The 22464-nt window shown below is 42.6% G+C and carries 18 protein-coding genes; 11 read left to right on the top strand and 7 right to left on the bottom strand.

Features of this window, described 5'->3' with window-relative positions:
• Nucleotide 1 precedes the first annotated feature (1 nt).
• From ispG to C9J47_RS10110, 6 genes are all read left to right on the top strand, one after another.
• Nucleotides 2-1123 carry a flavodoxin-dependent (E)-4-hydroxy-3-methylbut-2-enyl-diphosphate synthase gene (ispG, locus tag C9J47_RS10135; protein ID WP_107253392.1) on the top strand — a complete coding sequence of 374 codons (1122 nt, stop codon included), beginning with the start codon at nt 2-4 and terminating at the stop codon, nt 1121-1123.
• 95 nt (nt 1124-1218) lie between these two features.
• Entirely contained in the window at nt 1219-2487 is a 1269-nt protein-coding gene (hisS, locus tag C9J47_RS10130) for a histidine--tRNA ligase (protein WP_107253391.1), read from the top strand.
• Nucleotides 2488-2500: 13 nt separating this feature from the next.
• Nucleotides 2501-3112, top strand: a complete 612-nt coding sequence (locus tag C9J47_RS10125; protein WP_006230818.1) for a YfgM family protein — start codon at nt 2501-2503, stop codon at nt 3110-3112.
• An 11-nt stretch (nt 3113-3123) separates the two neighbouring features.
• The gene (gene bamB, locus C9J47_RS10120) at nt 3124-4281 is read left to right on the top strand and encodes an outer membrane protein assembly factor BamB (RefSeq protein WP_107253390.1); all 1158 of its coding nucleotides are present in this window, start codon (nt 3124-3126) and stop codon (nt 4279-4281) included.
• A 178-nt stretch (nt 4282-4459) separates the two neighbouring features.
• Nucleotides 4460-5944: a ribosome biogenesis GTPase Der gene (gene der / locus C9J47_RS10115; protein WP_107253389.1), complete on the top strand. Its 1485-nt coding sequence runs from the start codon at nt 4460-4462 to the stop codon at nt 5942-5944.
• Nucleotides 5945-6060: 116 nt separating this feature from the next.
• On the top strand, nt 6061-6936 hold the full coding sequence (locus tag C9J47_RS10110) for an alanyl-tRNA editing protein (RefSeq protein ID WP_107253388.1): 876 nt from the start codon (nt 6061-6063) through the stop codon (nt 6934-6936).
• A gap of 349 nt (nt 6937-7285) precedes the next feature.
• Here the strand turns inward: C9J47_RS10110 and C9J47_RS10105 are convergent, their stop codons facing one another.
• Nucleotides 7286-8278: a LacI family DNA-binding transcriptional regulator gene (locus C9J47_RS10105; RefSeq protein WP_107253387.1), complete on the bottom strand. Its 993-nt coding sequence runs from the start codon at nt 8276-8278 to the stop codon at nt 7286-7288.
• Nucleotides 8279-8475: 197 nt separating this feature from the next.
• Nucleotides 8476-9912, bottom strand: coding sequence for a GH1 family beta-glucosidase (locus C9J47_RS10100; protein WP_107253386.1), 1437 nt, complete (start codon nt 9910-9912; stop codon nt 8476-8478).
• A gap of 235 nt (nt 9913-10147) precedes the next feature.
• On the opposite strand from C9J47_RS10100, the gene C9J47_RS10095 reads away from it, so the two are divergent.
• Nucleotides 10148-10375, top strand: a complete 228-nt coding sequence (locus C9J47_RS10095) for a zinc ribbon domain-containing protein (protein WP_107253385.1) — start codon at nt 10148-10150, stop codon at nt 10373-10375.
• A gap of 103 nt (nt 10376-10478) precedes the next feature.
• Here C9J47_RS10095 and xseA read toward each other — a convergent pair whose 3' ends face one another.
• Nucleotides 10479-11825 (bottom strand): exodeoxyribonuclease VII large subunit, encoded by a 1347-nt coding sequence (gene xseA, locus C9J47_RS10090; protein WP_107253384.1) that lies wholly within the window; start codon nt 11823-11825, stop codon nt 10479-10481.
• A gap of 257 nt (nt 11826-12082) precedes the next feature.
• On the opposite strand from xseA, the gene guaB reads away from it, so the two are divergent.
• The 3 genes from guaB (at nt 12083) to C9J47_RS10075 (ending at nt 17270) form a co-directional block, all read left to right on the top strand.
• On the top strand, nt 12083-13546 hold the full coding sequence (gene guaB, locus C9J47_RS10085) for an IMP dehydrogenase (RefSeq protein WP_006230826.1): 1464 nt from the start codon (nt 12083-12085) through the stop codon (nt 13544-13546).
• A 132-nt stretch (nt 13547-13678) separates the two neighbouring features.
• On the top strand, nt 13679-15262 hold the full coding sequence (gene guaA / locus C9J47_RS10080; RefSeq protein ID WP_107253383.1) for a glutamine-hydrolyzing GMP synthase: 1584 nt from the start codon (nt 13679-13681) through the stop codon (nt 15260-15262).
• Between the two features lie 448 nt (nt 15263-15710).
• Nucleotides 15711-17270, top strand: coding sequence for an AbgT family transporter (locus C9J47_RS10075; RefSeq protein ID WP_107253382.1), 1560 nt, complete (start codon nt 15711-15713; stop codon nt 17268-17270).
• A 109-nt stretch (nt 17271-17379) separates the two neighbouring features.
• Here C9J47_RS10075 and fghA read toward each other — a convergent pair whose 3' ends face one another.
• Together fghA and C9J47_RS10065 are read right to left on the bottom strand one after the other, a co-directional pair.
• On the bottom strand, nt 17380-18222 hold the full coding sequence (gene fghA, locus C9J47_RS10070; protein WP_107253381.1) for an S-formylglutathione hydrolase: 843 nt from the start codon (nt 18220-18222) through the stop codon (nt 17380-17382).
• Nucleotides 18223-18327: 105 nt separating this feature from the next.
• The gene (locus C9J47_RS10065) at nt 18328-19458 is read right to left on the bottom strand and encodes an S-(hydroxymethyl)glutathione dehydrogenase/class III alcohol dehydrogenase (protein ID WP_107253380.1); all 1131 of its coding nucleotides are present in this window, start codon (nt 19456-19458) and stop codon (nt 18328-18330) included.
• A gap of 353 nt (nt 19459-19811) precedes the next feature.
• Between C9J47_RS10065 and tadA the strand changes: the two genes are divergently transcribed.
• Nucleotides 19812-20342 carry a tRNA adenosine(34) deaminase TadA gene (gene tadA, locus C9J47_RS10060; RefSeq protein ID WP_107253379.1) on the top strand — a complete coding sequence of 177 codons (531 nt, stop codon included), beginning with the start codon at nt 19812-19814 and terminating at the stop codon, nt 20340-20342.
• Between the two features lie 99 nt (nt 20343-20441).
• Here the strand turns inward: tadA and C9J47_RS27060 are convergent, their stop codons facing one another.
• Nucleotides 20442-20594, bottom strand: a complete 153-nt coding sequence (locus tag C9J47_RS27060) for a hypothetical protein (protein WP_170107464.1) — start codon at nt 20592-20594, stop codon at nt 20442-20444.
• 244 nt (nt 20595-20838) lie between these two features.
• Nucleotides 20839-22383 carry a membrane-bound lytic murein transglycosylase MltF gene (gene mltF, locus C9J47_RS10055; protein WP_107253378.1) on the bottom strand — a complete coding sequence of 515 codons (1545 nt, stop codon included), beginning with the start codon at nt 22381-22383 and terminating at the stop codon, nt 20839-20841.
• Between the last annotated feature and the right edge of the window lie 81 nt (nt 22384-22464).

Below are 22464 nucleotides of genomic sequence, written 5' to 3'. Positions count from 1 at the left end.
AATGCATAGTGAATCTCCAATTATACGTCGACAATCCACTCGCATTTATGTCGGCGATGTGCCGATTGGTGATGGTGCACCGATTGCCGTTCAATCGATGACAAATACGCTCACCACAGATGTTGCAGCAACCGTTGCGCAGATAAGAGCATTAGAAAAAGTCGGTGCAGATATTGTGCGCGTGTCTGTTCCCACAATGGATGCAGCAGAAGCGTTTAAGCTTATCAAGCAGCAGGTCAATATACCGCTGGTTGCCGATATTCATTTTGATTACCGCATAGCACTAAAAGTGGCTGAATACGGTGTTGATTGTTTACGCATTAACCCTGGTAACATTGGTAACGAAGAGCGTATACGTTCTGTTGTTGAATGTGCCCGCGATAAAAACATTCCTATTCGAATCGGCATTAATGGTGGTTCGTTAGAAAAAGAAATCCAACTGAAATATGGTGAACCTACGCCTGATGCACTTGTTGAATCAGCAATGCGTCATGTCGATATTCTAGATCGTTTGAACTTTGATCAATTCAAAGTGAGCGTGAAAGCGTCTGATGTTTTCTTAGCCGTTGAATCATACCGTCGATTAGCGAAGCAGATTAAACAACCCTTGCACTTAGGCATTACCGAAGCGGGTGGTGCGCGTGCAGGATCGGTTAAATCAGCCGTTGGTTTAGGCATGCTTCTAGCTGAAGGTATTGGTGATACGTTACGTATTTCATTAGCTGCCGATCCGGTTGAAGAAATCAAAGTTGGTTTTGATATTCTTAAATCACTGCGTATTCGTTCTCGTGGTATTAACTTTATTGCTTGCCCAACATGTTCTCGTCAAGAGTTCGATGTTATTGGTACAGTTAACGAGTTAGAACAACGCTTAGAAGATATTACTACTCCAATGGATGTCTCCATTATCGGTTGTGTCGTTAATGGCCCTGGTGAAGCGGAAGTTTCCCATTTGGGTGTTGCAGGCAGTAGCCGTAAAAGCGCATTTTATGAAGATGGCATTCGTCAAAAAGAACGATTTGATAACGATAATGTCATTGATCAGCTAGAAACAAAAATCCGCGCAAAAGCAGCGATGTTGGACGTTAATAACCGCATTAATGTACAAGAAGTAGAGAAATAAACCGAAACCGCCCTCTGATTGTCAGGGAGCGGTTCACTATTTCCTTTATAACCTTTATATTCGACTCAATTCCCCGTCGGTAAACGAGAAAAAACGTGGCGAAACAAATTCAAGCAATTCGAGGCATGAACGACTGCCTACCTACACAATCTCCTCTTTGGCAAAAAGTGGAAGGTACAATTAAGCAAGTAGTAAGCGCATATGGCTATAACGAAATTCGTATGCCTATCGTTGAATCAACGCATTTGTTTAAGCGTGCTATTGGTGAAGTCACCGATGTTGTTGAAAAAGAAATGTATACCTTTGAAGACCGTAACGGTGACAGCCTAACCCTTCGTCCTGAAGGTACTGCTGGTTGTGTACGTGCGGGTATTCAAAACGGTTTGCTGTATAACCAAGAGCAACGTTTATGGTACATCGGTCCGATGTTCCGTTATGAACGTCCTCAGAAAGGTCGTTACCGTCAATTTCATCAGGTTGGAGTTGAAGTATTTGGTTTGAATGGCCCTGATGTTGATGCTGAATTGATCATGATGACAGCGCGCCTTTGGCGTGAGTTAGGCATTAATCAACACGTTCGCCTAGAGCTGAATTCAATTGGTTCCTTAGAAGCTCGTGCGACATACCGTGAAGCATTGATTGCATTCTTAGAACAGCATTTAGATGTGCTTGACGAAGATTGTAAGCGTCGTATGCACACGAACCCATTACGCGTGCTTGATACTAAAAATCCAGCAGTACAAGAAATTTTGGTCGATGCACCGAAGCTTTCTGAGTACTTAGATGACGATTCTAAAGCACATTTTGCTGGTTTATGTGAACTATTAGACGCTGCTGGTATCGAATATCAAGTAAATGAACGCCTTGTACGTGGTTTAGATTACTATAACCGTACCGTATTTGAATGGATTACTGAAAGCCTAGGTGCCCAAGGTACTGTTTGTGGCGGTGGTCGCTATGATGGCTTAGTCGAACAACTTGGTGGCAAAGCAACACCTGCAGTTGGTTTTGCTATGGGTGTTGAGCGTTTAGTTTTACTGATGGAAACGCTTGAACTGGCAGATGTTCGTCGCTCAGTTGATGCTTATGTCGTTACTGTTGGTGAGGGCACGATGATGGCAGGAATGAAGCTGGCTGAAAAGCTACGCGAAAATGTTCCCGGTTTACGTGTTATGAACCACTTCGGTGGCGGTAATTTTAAAAAGCAATTTAAACGTGCTGATAACGTAGGCGCAGCTATTGCACTGGTTCTTGGTGAGAATGAAATCGCTGATAATACTGTGGTAGTAAAAGATCTCCGTGGTGGTGAGCAAACAACCATGGCACAGGATGAAGTAGCTGCAAAGTTGGCTGAATTGATTTAAGAGAGGACAGGAAGTGGAAGTCTACGAGACCGAAGAACAACAGGTTGAAGCACTTAAATCATGGTGGAAAGAGAACGGCAAAGCCGTTGTTCTTGGTGCTGTGATTGGTTTGGGTGGTCTTTATGGCTGGCGTTATTACCAAGGTGAAGTTCAAACAACAAAAGAACTGACATCTGATGCTTATTCACAGGTAATGACGACTCTCGATAGTGGCAGCGAAAATGCTGTGGCTGATGTACAAGCGTTTATTTCGGCAAATGAAAGTAGCCAGTACTCAGTACTTGCTGCACTTCAACTGGCGAAAACACAAGTCGAGCTTGGTGATTTAGACGGTGCTATTAAGCAGCTAACTTGGGCTATTAGCCAAACTAAAGATCAAGCAATCTTGCCTCTTGCACAGACGCGTCTTGCACGTATTTATGCAGAGCAACAGAAATTCGATGAAGCGCTTGCTGAGCTTGATAAAGTAACAGCGACAAGCTGGCAGTCAAAAATTGCTGAGCTACGCGGTGATATCTTATTGCTTAAAGGCGATATTATTGCTGCTCGTAACGCTTACATAAGTGCACAGCAACTTGGTGCCTCGCCTGCATTGCAGATGAAGCTTGATGATCTAGCTCAGTAAGGCGGATGACTATGCAAAAAGTGTTTAAGCGAGCTTTAACTGTTGCGCTAACGCTTGGCGTTCTTGCTGGCTGTGCTAGTGAAGAAGATACGAATCAGATGGCACCATTGCCTGTTGTTGAGAATACAATTGCATCAACACAAGTCTGGAGTCAGACCATTGGTGATGGCGTTGAAGGTTACTTCTCTCGATTATCTCCAGCTATCGGGTATGGCAAAATCTTTGCGGCTGATCGAAATGGTCTTGTTAAAGCACTTGACCCTGAAAACGGTAAAGTGATTTGGCAACAAGACTTGCAAGGTGATGTAACGGCTAAGCTTGCTGGTGGCATTACGCTTTCTTACGGTAAATTATTCATTGGTACAGAAAATGCGGATGTCATTGCATTGGATGAAGAAACTGGTGAAGAAATTTGGCGCACAAAAGTTGAAGGCGAAGTACTAGCAAAACCGCTTGTTGATAATGGCATGGTGGTCGTTAATACCAGCCGTGGTGTGTTACAAGCGCTTGATGCTGAAACCGGTGAAGCAAAATGGCAGCTAAGCAGTGAAGTGCCAACACTGACATTGCGTGGTGATAGTTCACCAGTAGCGATTTCAGGCGGTATTTTCTGGGGACAGGCCAATGGTCGTCTTGCTGGTGCATTGATGAATACTGGTCAAATGCTATGGCAGCAACCTATCGGTTCACCAAAAGGTGCTACAGAGATAGATCGTTTAGTTGATGTTGATGCAACCCCCGTTATTTCCGGTGAGCGTTTATATGCTTTAGGTTACAACGGTGCGTTAGTTTCAATTGAACTGCGTAGTGGTCAAGTTGCTTGGAAGCGTACTTACTCATCAGCTACAGATTTCGCTATTGATGGTAGCCAGTTATACTTAGTAACAGACAAAGATCACATTGTTGCAGTAGATACACGTAGTGGCACAGAACTTTGGCAAAATAAAGATCTGGAATATCGCTTACTAAGTGCACCTGCTATGATTTCTGGTTACTTAGTATTAGGTGACAGTGAAGGTTATCTTCATTGGTTAGATCCATATACTGGTGAGTTTGTTGCTCAACAAGCAACAGATGGTAGTGGTTTTGCTATACCGCCAATTGCTTTAGATGATGGCTATCTAGTTGTGACTCGTGATGGTAAAATCAACAAAATGCAAATGCCGTAATTAGTCGGTATAATGCAGTGAAATTTTTGTCGGCTCCTGCTGTTTCAAACAGTCAGGAGCCGTTGTTGTTATACCTATTCGCATATTATTGTCGGATGAAGGCTGCACTATAATGTCAGCTGGAGGCAAGAATGAATGGGACAATTGTCTGTAAGACACTAAAAAGTAAGAGGTACTTATGATTCCTGTTGTTGCCCTAGTTGGCCGCCCTAACGTAGGTAAATCGACGTTATTCAACCGTCTTACCCGCACAAGGGATGCGCTGGTAGCTGATTTTCCTGGCCTAACAAGGGATCGTAAATACGGCAGAGCAGAGCTAGAAGAGCACGAATTTATTGTTATTGATACTGGAGGTATTGATGGCACTGAAGAAGGTGTTGAAACTAAAATGGCTGAACAGTCATTAGCCGCGATTGAAGAAGCAGATGTTGTACTGTTTCTTGTAGATGGTCGTGCTGGTCTGACTGTGTCTGATGAAGCGATTGCAAAACACCTTCGTAGCCGTGAAAAACCAACCTTTCTTGTTGTAAACAAGATTGATGGTATTGATGCTGATAGTGCTTGTGCTGAATTCTGGAAACTAGGCGTTGATGCGATGTATCAAGTTGCTGCAGCACATAACCGTGGTGTAACAGCGTTGATGGAACGTGCATTAGCCCCATTTGCAGATTCGTTGAAAGATGATGACGAAGAAGAAGGTCTGATTGACTTATCTTCAGTAGAAGACATCGAAAAAGCGGATCTGACGGAAGAAGATGCAGAAGCAGCTTATAAACGTCTACAAGAGCAGCCTATTAAGTTAGCGATCATTGGTCGTCCTAACGTAGGTAAATCAACACTAACTAACCGTATTCTTGGTGAAGAACGTGTTGTTGTATATGACATGCCAGGTACGACGCGAGATTCGATCTACATTCCAATGGAACGTGATGGACAAGAATACGTACTAATTGATACCGCAGGTGTTCGTCGTCGTAAGAACATGAACCAAGCGGTTGAAAAGTTCTCTGTTATTCAAACCCTAAAAGCGGTTGAAGATGCGAACGTTGTTCTGCTTATCATTGATGCTCGTGAAAATATTTCGGATCAAGATTTAAGCCTATTAGGTTTTGTTCTTAATTCAGGTCGTTCACTTGTACTTGCTGTTAACAAGTGGGATGGGCTTGATAATGAAGTGAAAGAGCGCGTTAAATCAGAATTAGATCGCCGTTTAGGTTTCATTGATTTTGCTCGTATTCACTTTATTTCAGCATTGCATGGTACAGGTGTTGGTCACTTATATGATTCAGTTATTGAAGCATATCAGTCAGCAACTAAGCGTATTAGTACATCGCTTCTAACTCGTATTATGCAAATGGCTCAAGATGATCACCAACCACCTATGGTTCGTGGACGTCGTGTGAAGTTAAAGTATGCACACGCAGGTGGCTACAACCCACCCATTATCGTTATTCACGGTAATCAGGTTAATGAGCTGCCAGCATCATACAAGCGCTACTTGATGAATTACTACCGCCGTTCATTAGAAATGATGGGTACACCTATTCGTATTCAATTCCAGAATAGTGAAAACCCATTTGAAACAACGAAGCAGAAATTAACTGTTTCTCAAGAACGTCAGCGTAAGCGTTTAACGGGTATGCTTCACGGTCGCCGTAAGTAACATGTTTTATTGATCACGAATCGATTGAAATACCCAGCCTTGTGTTGGGTATTTTTTTATCTGTTGAAGTCATAGACTTGTCGAAATAGATGCCATCATAAAGAAAGGTTAAAAATATGTCTGATGTTACACCAACCCACGTGCTATTTACGGAGCAACAATGGCAAATAGAAGCTGAAATTCAGCTATGTGACCCCGCGACTTCGTATGGTGTATACGTCGTAACAGATCGCACCTCTTTTCACCCTGTAAGTCATATTTGGCCAGATCACCCTGCAGATAAAGGCACTATTGCCTTGGGAGATAGTTGCTTTGATGTGGCTGGTTGTCTTACCGGTGCCGTTGATTTAGAGACGAATACGCTTTATGTCGGCACAGATATTCCTGTTAAACGTGATACACCAAATTGGGCGTTTGTTGTGGTGCATTATATTGCTGAAGACGTTCAATGGAGCAAGGGAGATACAGTCATCTTGTCGGTTGATAAGGCTTATCAACAGGCATTAAGCCGTGGGCATAGCGCAGGGCACCTGTCCTCTTTAGCACTCAATAAAGTGCTACATAGCGATTATTGGCGTAAAGATGCCTCACGTAAAGATGAATTAGGCCATTATGATTTTCACAGTTACGCTCAGCAGCAGAGCATTGTAAGTGAAGATAAAAGTACAGATACCTATCGGTTGGGCAAAACATTGCGTAAACGCGGGCTAAACACCGCTGATATGCTGGCTAATTTAGCCGCGTTAACTGATCTCATTAACCAGCAGCTAGAAACTTGGCGTCATAGTGGTGCTGTGGTAGTGATGCGCCGTGAAGGTACGTTGTTAACAGATTCACGTTACTGGCAATGTGATTTAGGTGAGGGTGAAATCATTGAAATTCCATGTGGTGGTTCTCATATACAATCTCTTGCTGAATACAGTGCGCTATTTGTTGAGTTCGAGCACGTTAGTGATCAGGAATTAGTAATGGTTACCCATACAAAACCCTAACTAATGTTATTTAATCGAGTTTTATACTAATTAATGATCGCCGAAAGGCGATTTTTAATTTTGAATATGAAGGGTTAATTACTATTAGAAACCGATGAAATACGCTATCGCCACCGAATATTGATTAATACTGACTTATTAAGCGTAAAAACGCTCGTAAATAGAGTGGGCTGTTATCGATAGATGAGAACTGATCCAATATATAGCTACATCTGGATCTTTAGCTCAAACGGCTTTGGTGTGGTTTTTTATCCTGCGTGAAGTCCATATACAGAATATGTAACTTATGCTTTCGGGATGCGTGTTCATAAATATTCTTTTGGTACCAGATCGCTGATCACAATCCTTTTCACAAATGATCAACTGATTCGCGAACGATCAAGTTGCCTGAAAATAGAGCAATAGTGCTGATCTCTTGCTTATCGATTAACTGTAATGCCTGCTTGACTGCGGTATATGCCATTTCTTCCACCGGAAGCATGATTGTGGTTAAACTCGGAATAGTGAACTCGCCCGCAGGATCATTATCAAAGCCTAATACTGAAATATCTTGAGGTACTTGTAATCCTGCATCGTGTAACGCCCGGATAGCGCCCATTGCCATATTGTCATTGGCGGCGAAAATAGCAGTGAAAGATTGCTTACTGGCGAGTAACTCATTACAAGCGTGATAACCACTTTGGGTAAAATAATCACCATGATAAGCCGTGCAAGTTTGCAGGTTGTACTTGATTAAGGTGTCTTGAAACCCTTGTAGGCGTAAATGGGAGTTTATGGAAGATTCAGGTCCAGTAATACAGGCAAACTCTTTATGCCCTTTGCTTAAAAGGTATTCTGCTGCTTGCTGGGCGGCTTCATACTGATTAAAGCTGATACAACGCTCTTCAAAACCTTCCACTTGTTGGTTAATGATAATCAGAGGAATGGAAAGATCATTCATTAACTGTTTGAGTACGGCTTCAGGTATCTGGCGTGTATAAAGAATGACAGCATCGACTTTACGTTCTACTAAGCTCTCGATAGCCAATTGTTCGCTTGCACTACTATGCCCACCATCCATGATCAGTAATTGCTTACCAGCTTGTAATGTTGTTTGCGATGCTTTCCGCAATAAACTACTGAAATATGCACCTTCGAAAGCAGAAACGACTAACCCAATAGTATTGGTACTGTTGGTGGCTAGAGCACGTGCCAGACTGCTTGGTTTATAATCTAAGGCACTAATTGCCTGATACACGGCGTCTGCCGTGGATTTTTTTACTTGTCCTGTACTGTTTAATACTCGGGAAACCGTGGCTTTTGAAACGCCTGCTAATTTACATACATCTTTGATGGTTGCCATTGGTTCAATTTCCACGAGGTTGATATCAATATATTAAACGGGATGTTTGTCGTTTATCGCTGTTGTTTTTGACTTCTGTATTAGGGCTAATAAAAAGCCCGAACAGTGCCGGGCAATTATATATGCAAGTTACCACAAAGTGTGGGTTCTCTTCCGAAAGGGAAGTATAAAGATCATTGCAAGATCAACAAGGCGAATTAACGTTTAGCACCATTTGATTCAATCACTTCCTGATACCAGAAAAAAGACTTCTTACGTTTTCGCTGCAAATTATTTTCTCGGTCGACGTATACAAAACCATATTGTTTTTGGTAACCGTTTAACCAACTCAGTAAGTCAATGAAAGACCATGGGTAGTATCCACGAAGATCAATTCCTTGCTTAATCGCCGATTCAGCAGCATCAGTGTGGCTTGATAGGTAATCAATACGCGGTTGGTCAACGATTTCGCCATCAATGATCGGATCTTTTGCACCTAAACCGTTTTCAGTGATGTAGAACGGAATATCACCGTATCGCTCTTTTAAGCGTTGCATTCCCACACATAGACCTTCAGGATAAATCTCCCAATCCCAATCGGTATATGTTGATTTTGGATTACGAACAAATTTAAATAATCCTTTAAATCCAAATTCTTGACCTGAACCTTTGTTACCCGTTGTATTTATTTTAGTATTACTAATATCTGGGTTGGCTGCGATCCATTCTCGCTTGTAGTAATTCACCCCGATGAAATCACAGATGTTGTTTTTAAGTAAATCATCATCTTCAAGTGAAAATACAGGCACGCCCCATGTTAGCTGAGTAATATTAAGAATGTGCGAAGGGTACTCACCTTTTAATACCGGATCATAAAGCCAGTGTGTTAGCAGATCATCCGCCATTTTACATGCGGCAATATCTTCTGGTTTGTCGGTGATGGGCTCATGCGGTTGCATGACATTAACAAAGCCGATTTGTCCGTTTTGTGGTATGCGTTGCTGATGTTGGTATTCACGGAAAGTCTTAACCGCTTTAGCATGTGCGATAAAAACATGGTGGCAAGCTTGAATTCCTCGCTTAGGATCGCTTAATCCTGGAGGGTGAGCCCCTGTAAAGTAACCCATACCGATAAAAATTAATGTTTCGTTGAAGGTGGACCATAGTGAAACGCGATCACCAAATTCTTGATAACATAACGCAGCATACTGTTCGAATGCTTCTACGGTTTCACGTGATTCCCAGCCTCCAATATCTTGTAATGCTTGCGGTAAATCCCAGTGGTACAGGGTTATCATGGGCTTAATGCCATATTTAATTAATTCATCAATTAAATCGCTGTAAAACTTAACCCCTGCTTTATTGACTGTCCCACGACCGCTGGGAAATAGACGAGGCCAACTGATCGAAAATCGATAACTTTGCATGCCCATCTCGGCCATTAATGCCACATCTTCTTTAAATCGATGATAGTGATCTGCAGCTACGTCGCCATTTGTTCCCTCGTGAGTGGTACCTGGTTGATGAGAGAAATCATCCCAAATGGACGGTCCTTTTCCATCTACGTTATGGGCTCCTTCCACTTGATAAGCGGCAGATGCCGCTCCCCATAAAAAGTTATCAGGAAACGCTGAGCTGATTTTATTGGTCGACATAGCAAGCTTACCTTTAGATCATGAAACGAAATGTGATGGACAGATAGATAATACTTCAACGATGAAACCGGTTACAGAGACCGGTTTCATTGTTTGCTTCTTATGTGATCATGCTCAAGATAAAGTCTACTTATGCGTTGGATCAAAGGATCGATCTAGACTTAATAATTTTATTTGTGCTTGATTATATGATCACTCATCATGTAGATGGACGATTTGAAAGAAAGGGAAGGTTATGAGTGATAATGTTTGCCCCGATTGTCAGAGCGAATTGAGCTGGAAAGACGACGGGTATTATTGTGATTTTTGCCAACATACAGTCAAGAAACATGTTTTTTGCCCTGACTGTGAACATGAAATGGAAAAGCTTCAAGCGTGCGGTTCAGCCAGTTATTTTTGTAATTTTTGCAATGGATTAAAGTCAAAATCGCGTATTACAATATGCTTTGAATCTGTGCAATAATTATCTATACGCCGCATCTTGCGGCGTTTTTTATAAAATGTAAGTATTGATACCCATCTAAACCCACATCTATTCTTGATCTCGATTGCGAGTAAGAAAGAAGTTACTCACTCACTGTTGAATGTATTTCACCGTTAGTCACTTTGGTTACTAACTTATCGCCAGGTTTTACTTGGTCAACATGACGAATCACTTTACCTTTAGTATCTCGAGTTATTGAATAGCCACGGCTGAGTGTTGCTAATGGGCTTACAGTTTCTAACTTTTCGGCTGCCAGTGCTAACTTATGATTTGCATTTAATAAGCGGTGATCCATCGCATCGAGTAAACGGCGTTTTCTTTGGTCTAATGTGGTTTGATTATTTTTAATTGTTTGCACAGGTGAGTGCAGTGATAATTTGTAGTTTATACGCTCTACATGTTGATGATGACTTGACAGTAATCGCGCCATTGCGAGCTCTAAACGGCTAGAAATATCATCAAGATGTTGCTGTTGTTGATTAAGACGTAACTGAGGATGTTGACGTTCTAAGCGATGGGTTAGCTGGACTGTTTTCGCTTCATGCTTAGATAGATAAGTGCGAATGGCATTTTTAAGTTGCTGATTTTTTTGTTGTATTATCTGCGTTTGATGAGTGATATCACGACTCACTAATTCAGCTGCAGCTGATGGGGTAGGTGCGCGCATATCAGCAACAAAATCGGCAATGGTCACATCAACTTCATGACCAACAGCACTCACAATAGGGATCTGACTGGCGGCAATTGTACGCGCCACGATCTCTTCGTTAAATGCCCATAAATCTTCTAGCGAACCACCCCCACGGCCTACGATCAATACATCACATTCTTGGCGTGCATTCGCTCGACCAATGGCTTGAGCAATCGAAATAGCAGAGCCATCACCTTGCACCATAGTGGGATAAATAACGACAGGTAAGCTGGGATCGCGACGGTGCAAAACATTTAAAATATCATGCAACGCGGCCCCAGTTTTAGAGGTAATAATACCAACTCTTTTAGGTTGCTCGGGTAGCGGTTTTTTCAATGCTTGAGCAAATAACCCTTCCGCCGCCAGCGACATTTTAAGCTGCTCAAATTGTTGCTGTAATCGACCATCACCTTCAGGCTGCATACTTTCGATAATGAGCTGATAATCACCACGTGGTTCGTACAATGATAAACGTGCTTTTACCAGAACTTGTGTGCCGTTGGCTGGCTTAAATGTGACGCGACGATTGTTGCCCCGAAACATGGCACATTTCACTTGAGCACGCGAATCTTTGAGGGTGAAATACCAATGACCCGAAACAGGCATCGATAAATTAGATAGCTCACCGACGAGCCACACAATGCCCATCTCATTTTCAAGCAATAAGCGCACTTCAGCATTAAGGCTAGAAACGGTAAATATACGATCGTTAGATTGCGTCTGGGTGAATAGAGTCACGAAGTGAAATACCTATTGTCGAAAGGCAAGTGGTGTGCAGGAAGAGAATGAAAGTGTACAGGCAGATCTATAGACAGATCTTGGGTATACACGATTGACCGCAACACCGGAAACTTAACCGAAATATATTACGTATCAAGATAAAAGTGTCAATTATTTTTTTTATTTTTTTAGTAGCCAAACGATTGCTTCATACGTATAATTTGTTCGCAATATTTTATCCTCCTTTAACCCCTAACACGGTGTGAGATATTGCAATGTTACGTATCAAACAAGAAGCTTTAACTTTTGATGATGTTTTGCTGGTTCCAGCACACTCTACGGTTCTCCCTAACACTGCCGATCTGCGCACCCAGTTAACGAAAAAGATTTCGCTAAACATTCCTATGGTTTCTGCTGCAATGGACACAGTAACTGAAGGTCGTTTTGCGATCGCGTTAGCTCAAGAAGGTGGCATTGGTTTCATTCACAAGAACATGTCTATCGAGCAACAAGCTAACCAAGTTCGCATGGTTAAAAAGTTCGAAGCTGGTGTTGTGTCTGAACCTGTAACAGTGAAGCCAACTGCAACGATTGCAGATGTAAAACAACTTACCCTTGAAAATGGTTTTGCTGGTTATCCGGTAGTGTCTGATAACAACGAACTCGTTGGTATTATCACTGGTCGTGATGTACGTTTTGTTACAGACCTTTCGATGAAGGTTGAAGATGTGATGACGCCAAAAACAAAATTGGCGGCAGCAAAAGAAGGTGCCTCTCGTGAAGACGTTGAAGCTATCATGCAAGAATACCGCGTAGAGAAAGTACTACTGGTTAATGATGACTTCCAACTGAAAGGCATGATCACTGCAAAAGATTTCCAAAAAGCAGAACGCAAACCGAACGCATGTAAAGATGAGCGCGGTCGTCTACGCGTTGGTGCTGCTGTTGGTGCTGGTGCTGGTAACGAAGAGCGCGTTAAAGCATTAGCGGAAGCAGGTGTTGATGTTCTTCTTATCGATTCATCTCACGGTCACTCTGAAGGCGTTTTACAGCGTATTCGTGAAACCCGTGAAGCTTTCCCTGAACTACAAATTATTGGTGGTAATGTAGCAACTGCTGCAGGTGCTCGTGCCCTAATCGATGCTGGTGTAGATGCTGTTAAAGTCGGCATCGGCCCTGGCTCAATCTGTACAACGCGTATTGTGACAGGTGTGGGTGTTCCTCAGTTAACTGCTATTTCTGATGCTGTTGACGCTGCTTCTGAATTCGGTATCCCAGTTATTGCTGATGGCGGTATTCGCTATTCTGGCGATATGTGTAAAGCAATTGCTGCTGGTGCATCATGTGTAATGGTCGGCTCAATGTTCGCAGGTACTGAAGAAGCACCGGGTGAAGTGGAACTGTACCAAGGTCGTGCATATAAGTCTTACCGTGGTATGGGCTCGCTTGGCGCGATGTCTCAAGGTTCTTCAGACCGTTATTTCCAGACTGATAATGCAGCAGACAAATTGGTACCAGAGGGTATCGAAGGTCGCGTTGCTTACAAAGGTCACATTAAAGAGATCGTACACCAGCAAATGGGTGGACTTCGTTCAAGCATGGGCCTTACTGGTTCAGCTACGATTGACGACTTACGCACTAAAGCTGAATTTGTTCGTATCTCTGGTGCTGGCATCAAAGAATCACACGTGCATGATGTAACAATTACCAAAGAAGCACCAAATTACCGCATGGCTTAAACGTGTTTTTAGCATATTCGTTCATTGATCATTCAATCGTGACGAAAACGTTTGCCTAAGCGAAAAATTTGTATAACATCGGGGGCGTTTTTAGCCCCCACTATTTTCAATTATTTTTGAGACTTCTCGATAATGACTACATCTACTAATATTCATGACCAGCGTATCCTTATTCTGGATTTTGGTTCTCAATATACTCAGCTAATCGCACGTCGTATCCGTGAAATCGGTGTTTATTGTGAGCTTTGGAGCTGGGACGTTGATGAAGCCGATATTCGTGACTTCAACCCAAACGGTATTATTCTTTCTGGTGGCCCTGAAAGTGTGACTGAAGACGGTTCACCTCGTGCTCCACAATATGTGTTTGAAGCCGGTGTACCTGTGTTTGGTGTTTGCTACGGTATGCAAACAATGTCTGAGCAGCTTGGCGGTAAAGTTGCAGGTTCTACTGAACGTGAGTTTGGCTATGCACAAGTTAGAGTTGTAGAACCAACAGGCCTATTTAAAAATATTGAAGATGCAATTGCTGAAGATGGCGCACCATTACTGGATGTATGGATGAGCCACGGTGATAAAGTTGTTGAAATCCCTGATGGTTTCGTGAAAGTTGCAGAAACAGAAACTTGCCCATTTGCTGCGATGGCAAATGAAGAAAAGCGTTTTTATGGTGTTCAGTTTCACCCTGAAGTAACCCATACTCGTCAAGGTATGCGTATTATTGAGAACTTTGTTCTTAATGTGTGTGGTTGTGAAAACCTCTGGACATCAGCGAATATCATCGAAGACGCCGTTGCTAACATTAAAAAGCAAGTGGGTGATGATGAAGTTATCCTAGGCTTATCTGGCGGTGTTGATTCATCTGTTGTGGCAATGCTGCTTCACCGTGCTATCGGTGACAAACTAACATGTGTATTTGTTGATAACGGTTTGCTTCGTTTAAACGAAGGTGAGCAAGTAATGGAGATGTTCGGTGACCATTTTGGTTTGAACATCGTACATGTTAAAGCTGAAGATCGTTTCTTAAACGCATTAGCGGGTGAGAACGATCCTGAAGCTAAGCGTAAGATTATCGGTCACGTATTTATCGATGTATTCGATGAAGAATCGAAGAAGCTGGAAAATGCTAAGTGGCTAGCTCAGGGGACTATTTACCCTGATGTTATCGAGTCTGCTGCCTCTAAAAATGGTAAAGCGCATGTGATTAAATCTCACCATAACGTTGGCGGTCTGCCTGATGATATGGAAATGGGATTAGTTGAGCCTCTACGTGAATTGTTTAAAGATGAAGTTCGTAAGATTGGTTTAGAGCTAGGCCTTCCTTACAACATGCTTTACCGCCACCCGTTCCCTGGACCAGGTCTAGGTGTACGTGTACTTGGTGAAGTAAAGAAAGAGTACTGCGATTTACTCCGTCGTGCTGATGCTATCTTCATTGAAGAATTGCATAGTGCAGATCTTTACAACAAAGTGTCTCAGGCATTTACGGTATTCCTACCTGTACGTTCAGTTGGCGTAATGGGCGATGGTCGTAAATATGATTGGGTTGTATCACTGCGTGCTGTTGAAACTATTGATTTTATGACTGCGCATTGGGCACACCTTCCATACGATTTCTTAGGTAAGGTTTCTAACCGTATCATTAACGAAGTTGATGGCATTTCACGTGTTGTTTACGATATTTCTGGTAAGCCACCAGCAACTATCGAGTGGGAATAATTTTCGTAGCTGGTTCATTTTATGCTGCAATATATTAAGCATTATGAAATGAACTTATAGCGAAAAAAGTAACACGAGATACTGAAAATCGGAATAAACATTAGAAAAGGCACCTTCGGGTGCCTTTTTGTTTTCAGCTACACTATTTATATTATTCAGATGTAGTAACACATGATATTCGGTGTTGAATTAACGGGTGAAAAGTGTTCTTGAATTGTTGGCTTTATGTGTCGCATTAATATTTATTTACAATATAGTATTGTAGACTTTTGTTATTACATGGTTAAACCAGCTTTTTATTTGTCATTTTTCATTACAATCTACCGGTAACTTTCATCGTAACGGTGAAGCAAACAGATTTACGGACGATAAGATAAATACGCCACTGTAAAAAGTGGTAAAGACACCGTCACGAATCTACAACAACATCATTTTCCATGGAGTTCCCATGAGTAAGCAAGCAACAGATCAAATGCCTCCTGCACCTAGCAGTGCAATGAACCGCTTTTTGAATGCAATAGAAACAACAGGTAACAAAATTCCCGATCCCGCTTTATTGTTTTTCTGGGGATTAATCATTGTTTGGATCCTTTCTGCCGTTTTCGCTCAGTTTGATTTTGGGTTTATCCACCCAGTGACGGGCCAAGCTGTTGAAGTGAAGAATTTATTAACCGGTGAGTCATTTGCCAGCTTCTTAGCAAATATGGTTAAGAACTTTACCGGCTTTGCACCTTTAGGCATCGTATTAGTGGCGATGTTGGGTGTGGGTGTTGCTGAAGCATCAGGCTTTATCAATACTGGCCTTAAGAAGATGCTTAATTTCACGCCTGCGAAATTATTAACACCAATGTTAATCTTGGTGGCAATCGTTTCTCACACGGCTGCTGATGCGGGTTACGTGTTGGTTATTCCACTAGGTGGTATTATCTTCCACGCTGCTGGGCGTCATCCTCTTGCGGGTATTGCGGCTGCATTTGCGGGTGTATCGGGCGGTTTCTCTGCTAACTTTATTCCATCAGGGATTGATCCTTTATTAGCTGGCTTTACACAGTCTGCGGCGCAAATTTTAGATCCTACTTATATCGTAAACCCATTGTCTAATTTACTGTTTACCGGTCTATCTTCAATACTTGTTGTGGGTATTGGTTGGTATGTAACAGATAAAGTAATTGAACCACGCTTGGCAAATACTGCAATTGATGAAGATGCAGAAGAAGCGCCGGATATGGGCTCTTTCACTGAAGTAGAAAGTAAAGCTTTCTCTCGTGCTGGTTGGGCAATGATCGCTGGTATCGTGGTATTGGTTGCGTCTGTTATTCCTGAAACGTCGCCACTTCGTTCGCCGACTGGTGATATCACTGCATTCAATGCACCGTTAATGCAGTCGATTGTACCGCTAATCTTTATTCTATTCGTCATTCCTGGCGTGGTGTACGGTAAAGTTGCTGGTACCTTTAAATCAAGTGACGATGTTATAAAGTCTATGTCTGCAACGATGAGCAGCATGGGCAGCTTCATGGTAATGGCATTCTTTATTGCTCAATTCTTAGTTGCATTTACACAATCTAACTTGGGTACATTGCTGGCTCTTTCTGGTGCAGAATTGCTTCATGCAATGAACTTACCGGGGCAGGTGACAATTGTTGGTATGATTTTGCTAACAGCGTTTGTTAACTTGTTAGTGGGCTCGGCATCAGCGAAGTGGGCATTGATTGGTCCTATCTTAGTGCCAATGTTAATGGCTGTGGGTATCTCTCCTGAGCTTACTCAGGCGGCTTACCGTGTGGGTGATTCTGTTTCTAATATCATCTCACCTATGATGGTGTTCTTCCCGCTTGTTGTGGTTTACATGCAGCGTTATGTGAAGGGTTCTGGTATTGGTTCACTAGCGTCAATGATGATGCCTTACTCAATTGCAATGTTGATTGGTTGGACTATCTTCTTGCTAGCATACTGGGCATTGGGTATTCCTCTAGGTGTTCAAGCACCATATACATACAGCATGTAATATCAGTTATATGCGTTAGAACTGGCTTGTTATTGCAAGCTCTACAATGAAAAAAAGCCTCGCATGCGAGGCTTTTTTTTATCCAGATAATACTGGTAACGATAAGCGATTAAGCAAAGTGCTTAGCGTGGAAGCGAAGGTGATCTTCAATAAAGCTCGCAATAAAGAAGTAGCTGTGGTCGTAGCCTTCTTGCATGCGTAGTTCCAATGGGTAGCCGACATTTTCTGCTACAGCAACCAATGCTTCTGGTTTTAATTGCTCTACCATGAAATTGTCTTGATCGCCTTGATCAACTAACGCTGGTAGCCGAGCATCAGTGTGTTTCATGAGTTCAGTTGTGTCGTAGGCTTTCCATTGCTCGGTGTCTTTGCCTAGGTAGCCTGTGAATGCTTTTTGTCCCCATGGACATTGCATCGGGTTAACTATTGGGCTGAAAGCTGATACCGAACTAAAGCGTGCTGGGTTTTTTAGGGCAATTGTTAATGCGCCATGACCACCCATTGAGTGACCACTGATAGCACGTTGTTGGGTTACAGGGAAGTTTGCTTCAATCAGGTCGGGTAGCTCGTTAACCACGTAATCATACATCTGATAATGACGGTTAAAGGGCGCTTGTGTCGCATTGACGTAAAAGCCAGCACCTAATCCAAAGTCATAGCTGCCGTCGGCATCATCAGCAACATCATCACCGCGTGGGCTCGTATCTGGGGCAACAATAGCCATACCTAATTCGGCGGCTAGGCGTTGCGCGCCTGCTTTGTGCATGAAGTTTTCATCAGTGCAGGTTAAGCCTGATAGCCAATACAGGACTGGCACTTTTTCACCACTAACAATTTGCGGTGGTAAAAAAATGGCAAAACGCATATTGCAGTTTAATGCAGTCGAACGGTGAGTATATTGTTTGTTCCAACCGCCAAAACTTTTGTTGGAGCTGATGTTCTCTAAAGTCATTGGATAGCCTTAAATTAAGTAAGTATTAAAAAGCGCTGCCAGAGCAGCGCTTGAATAGTTCAATTAGAACGAGCGTTATAATCGCCGTTACGTTTGATCTACAGGTTACTTATCGAAGTGAATAACACTACGAATACTCTTACCTTCGTGCATTAGGTCGAACGCATCATTGATACCTTCAAGACCCATAGTATGAGTAATGAAGTCATCCAGTGCGAATTCGCCTGCCATGTAACGCTCAACGATTTCTGGCAATTCTGAACGGCCTTTAACACCACCGAATGCAGAGCCACGCCATACACGCCCAGTCACTAGTTGGAATGGGCGGGTTGAGATTTCTTGTCCTGCACCAGCCACACCGATGATGACAGATTCGCCCCAACCTTTGTGACAACACTCTAGTGCTGAACGCATTACGTTTACGTTACCGATACACTCGAATGAGTAATCAACACCGCCGTCTGTCATTTCAACAATAACGTCTTGGATTGGCTTGTCGAATTTAGTTGGGTTGATGCAGTCAGTCGCACCTAGCTTTTTCGCAAGTTCGTATTTAGTTTCGTTGATATCAACACCAATAATACGGCTAGCACCAGCCATTTTCGCGCCAATAATCGCAGATAAACCAATTCCGCCTAAACCGAAGATAGCAACTGTGTCGCCTTTTTCTACTTTTGCCGTATTAAGAACAGCACCCATACCCGTTGTGACGCCACAACCCAGTAAACATACTTCTTCTAGTGGGGCTTCTTTATTCACTTTTGCTAGTGAAATCTCAGGTAATACTGTGTATTCAGAGAATGTTGAGCAACCCATGTAATGGAAAAGAGGCTGACCATCTTTATAGAAGCGAGTTGTTCCGTCTGGCATTAAGCCTTTGCCTTGGGTTTCACGTACCGCTTGGCATAGGTTAGTTTTACCTGATTTACAGAACTTACACTCACCACACTCTGCAGTGTAAAGAGGGATAACGTGATCACCGACTTGAACGCTTGTTACGCCTTCACCAATCTGTTCAACAATACCGCCACCTTCATGGCCTAGTACCACAGGGAAGATACCTTCAGGATCGTCGCCTGAAAGGGTGAATGCATCAGTATGGCAAACACCAGTCGCAACGATACGTACTAATACTTCGCCTGCTCGCGGTAGCATTACATCGATTTCTTCAATTGAGAGAGGTTGTTTTGGGCCCCATGCGATAGCAGCTTTAGATTTGATAAATTGATCAGACATTTTATTTCTCTCTATATTAGGCTAATCACAAAGTGAGTAATCATGCCTATTAATTTTGATAGTTTTCCCACTTATACACAGTAGGTGAGAATTCTGATAGTGACGAATAAATAGTGCTATCTCGTCATTTGTTTTGATGGAAGGTATTATATTTATTTCTGGTGAGATGATAATTAGGGTAAATGGCAAATCACTTTTACTCAGGTGAAATAATTGGGTGGTAGTTTTATCATATGCAGTGAAACTGCTGTAGATGGAGCAAGAGGCTGTGCATGCTGAAAGGTAACCTATCATCACAGCGGCTAGTATCTTGAGGTAGTTTGGGTATAATTTGCGCCCTAATAAATGTAGACATGAGAAAACTTGTGACAGATAACACCGACGAAAATCATGATGAACTATATATGCGCCGTGCTATTGAGCTTGCCAGTCAAGCAGAAGCTGAAGGCGAGGTGCCTGTCGGTGCTGTAGTGGTATATGAAGGTCGAATTGTTGGTGAAGGATGGAATCGCTCGATTGGTCAACATGATGCAACGGCCCATGCCGAGATGATGGCATTGCGTCAAGCAGGAAAGGTGATTCAAAACTACCGTTTATTAGATGCCACGCTATACGTGACACTTGAACCTTGCCCGATGTGTGCTGGGGCGATGGTGCATAGTCGAATTGGTAAAGTCATTTTTGGTGCGAGTGATTTAAAAACGGGTGCAGCGGGCAGTGTAATGAATTTACTCAGCTACGATGAAGTGAACCACCATGTTGATTGTCAGTCGGGGATATTAGATGAAGAATGCCGAGCCCAGCTGCAAGCCTTTTTTAAACGCCGTCGTGCTGAAAAGAAAGCTGAAAAGAAAGCGCGTCGAGCAGCGTTAGATAATCAGTAAATTAAGTACCTTGTGTCCTGTTTGAGTCTTTTGGTTATAAAGTAAGAAGCCCGGTTCAATTGACCGGGCTTCTTATTTTCTAACATGGGTAACGCAAGCTTAACTTGTCAATATTGCAGAGAGTACATAAGTGCGTTGACGCCAAAGAACCTTACGACGAATATTCACACTCAAACGTTTTCGGCGTGTAGCAGCTGATGTCATGTGTTTTTTAAAGTTATTCGCCATCGTTTTTTGTTTGGATATTCTCATAGCATTTCTCTTTTGAAAAACTGTGAAAATGATTGTTCACAGAACTCATTGCATCCGTTGATGCATATGGCTCGATTGTTACCTACTTATTGAAAATCGCGTACGATCCCGATCCCATCTTAGTGCAATAACTTTGAATAGTTGACCCTTCGGTCATAAAACACACAGCCCTGATTTCGATAATGAGTAATACAGGGCTGTATTTGTATGAGCAGGAAGACAGATCACATTGCTTGTTACTGGTTTATTGTGATGGCTTGGGCTCTTCTATTGTCTTTTCTGCACTACTGATTGCTGCTTCACTGTTTAATGAACCATCCACGTTGGCTTGTCTGGGTGGCGCGGGCGGCAAGGTAATGGTCTGCAAACCATCAACAACTTGTACATCATCACTATCATAATCGTGGCTGTGCGCTTGTTCATAGCCAATAATACTTTGATAGTAGCGGCGAATATTTTCGACATAATTTAAGGCTTCATCGCCACGGGCATAACCATAGCGACTTTGCTGATAGTATTTACGTTGGCGTAATAAGGGTAAGCGTTGTTTTACGTCGGTCCAGGTATTTTGGTTACCGCCTTGCTTGTGGGTAAGGCGACGCGCATCCATCATATGACCAAAGCCAACATTATAAGAAGCAAGCGCAAACCATACTTTTTCATGGCTTTCGATACTATCGGGTACTCGGCTAATCATTTTGCGTAAGTACTCTGCACCACCGCGAATACTTTGCTCTGGGTCTAGGCGGTTTTTCACTCCAACAGATTTGGCTGTCGGTAAGGTTAACATCATCATGCCGCGCACACCCGTAGGCGATACGGCTTGTGGATTCCAATGGGATTCTTGGTAGGACAACGCAGCAATTAAGCGCCAATCAAACTCATTAGAATACTTCTTAAATAACGATTCCCAGCGGGGCAATTTACTTTCAATCGCCCGTAAAAATGCACGTGTATCGACATAATCAAAACTGCCAACATGACCAAAATATTTTTCTTCTAATTGAGCTAATTCACCACTTTGTTTGATTTCACCAAAAAACTCAATGAGCAGAGCGTACAGGCTATCATCCGTTGATTTATTGACAAACCATGCAATCGGTTCATCTTCGGTAAGCTCCATTGCAATTGCGACATCGGGATGAATACGCTGACTTAGCGCAACATCCACTGAATCGGCAATCGTAAAATCAAGTTCCCCTTTAGCCACTAGGCGTAGTAGCTCATCAGAGTCGGTTTCTTCAATCGACTCCCAAGTCAAATCAGGGTAAATTTCTTTCAGTTTAATTAAGTGTTTTTCATGGCTAGAGCCTTTTACAACGCTTAACGTACCTTTATTTAAGGCTAAGTCGGCAGGTTTTCTTGGGCGCCATTGTCCATTTTTATATACTACAATCTGGCTAGCATAATAATAAGCAGGGGCTGCGTGATAATTTTCGATACGGTCTTTAGATATGGTAAGGCCTGCCGCCACAACATCAATATCACCACGTTCGAGAGTGGGGAATAACCCAGAAAGGGTAAACATGGGTTGCATTTCGAGCTTTACTCCCAGCTTTTGGGCAAAGCGCTGAGCCAATTCATAATCAAGCCCAGTTGGTCCATCATTACCAATGTAATAAGACAGCTGATTATTTAATGTTCCCACTCGTATAACACCGCTTTCTCGGATCTTTTCAAGATCGGTCAAGTTATCATCTTGCCATTGGCATCCAGAAAGCAATGCTAATACCAATGTGGCGGCAAAGAGCTCTCGGAACTTTGTAATTAACGAATTATTACTCAACAAAACATGCTCATCATTATTATTTGGTGTTCTTTATACCAAAGGTCGGCACCACAGCAAAGAGACTCTGCTTTGAACTCGGTA

This window comes from Photobacterium indicum (genome assembly GCF_003026215.1).
Classification (GTDB): domain Bacteria; phylum Pseudomonadota; class Gammaproteobacteria; order Enterobacterales; family Vibrionaceae; genus Photobacterium; species Photobacterium indicum.
This window is presented reverse-complemented; position numbering and strand designations above follow the sequence as displayed.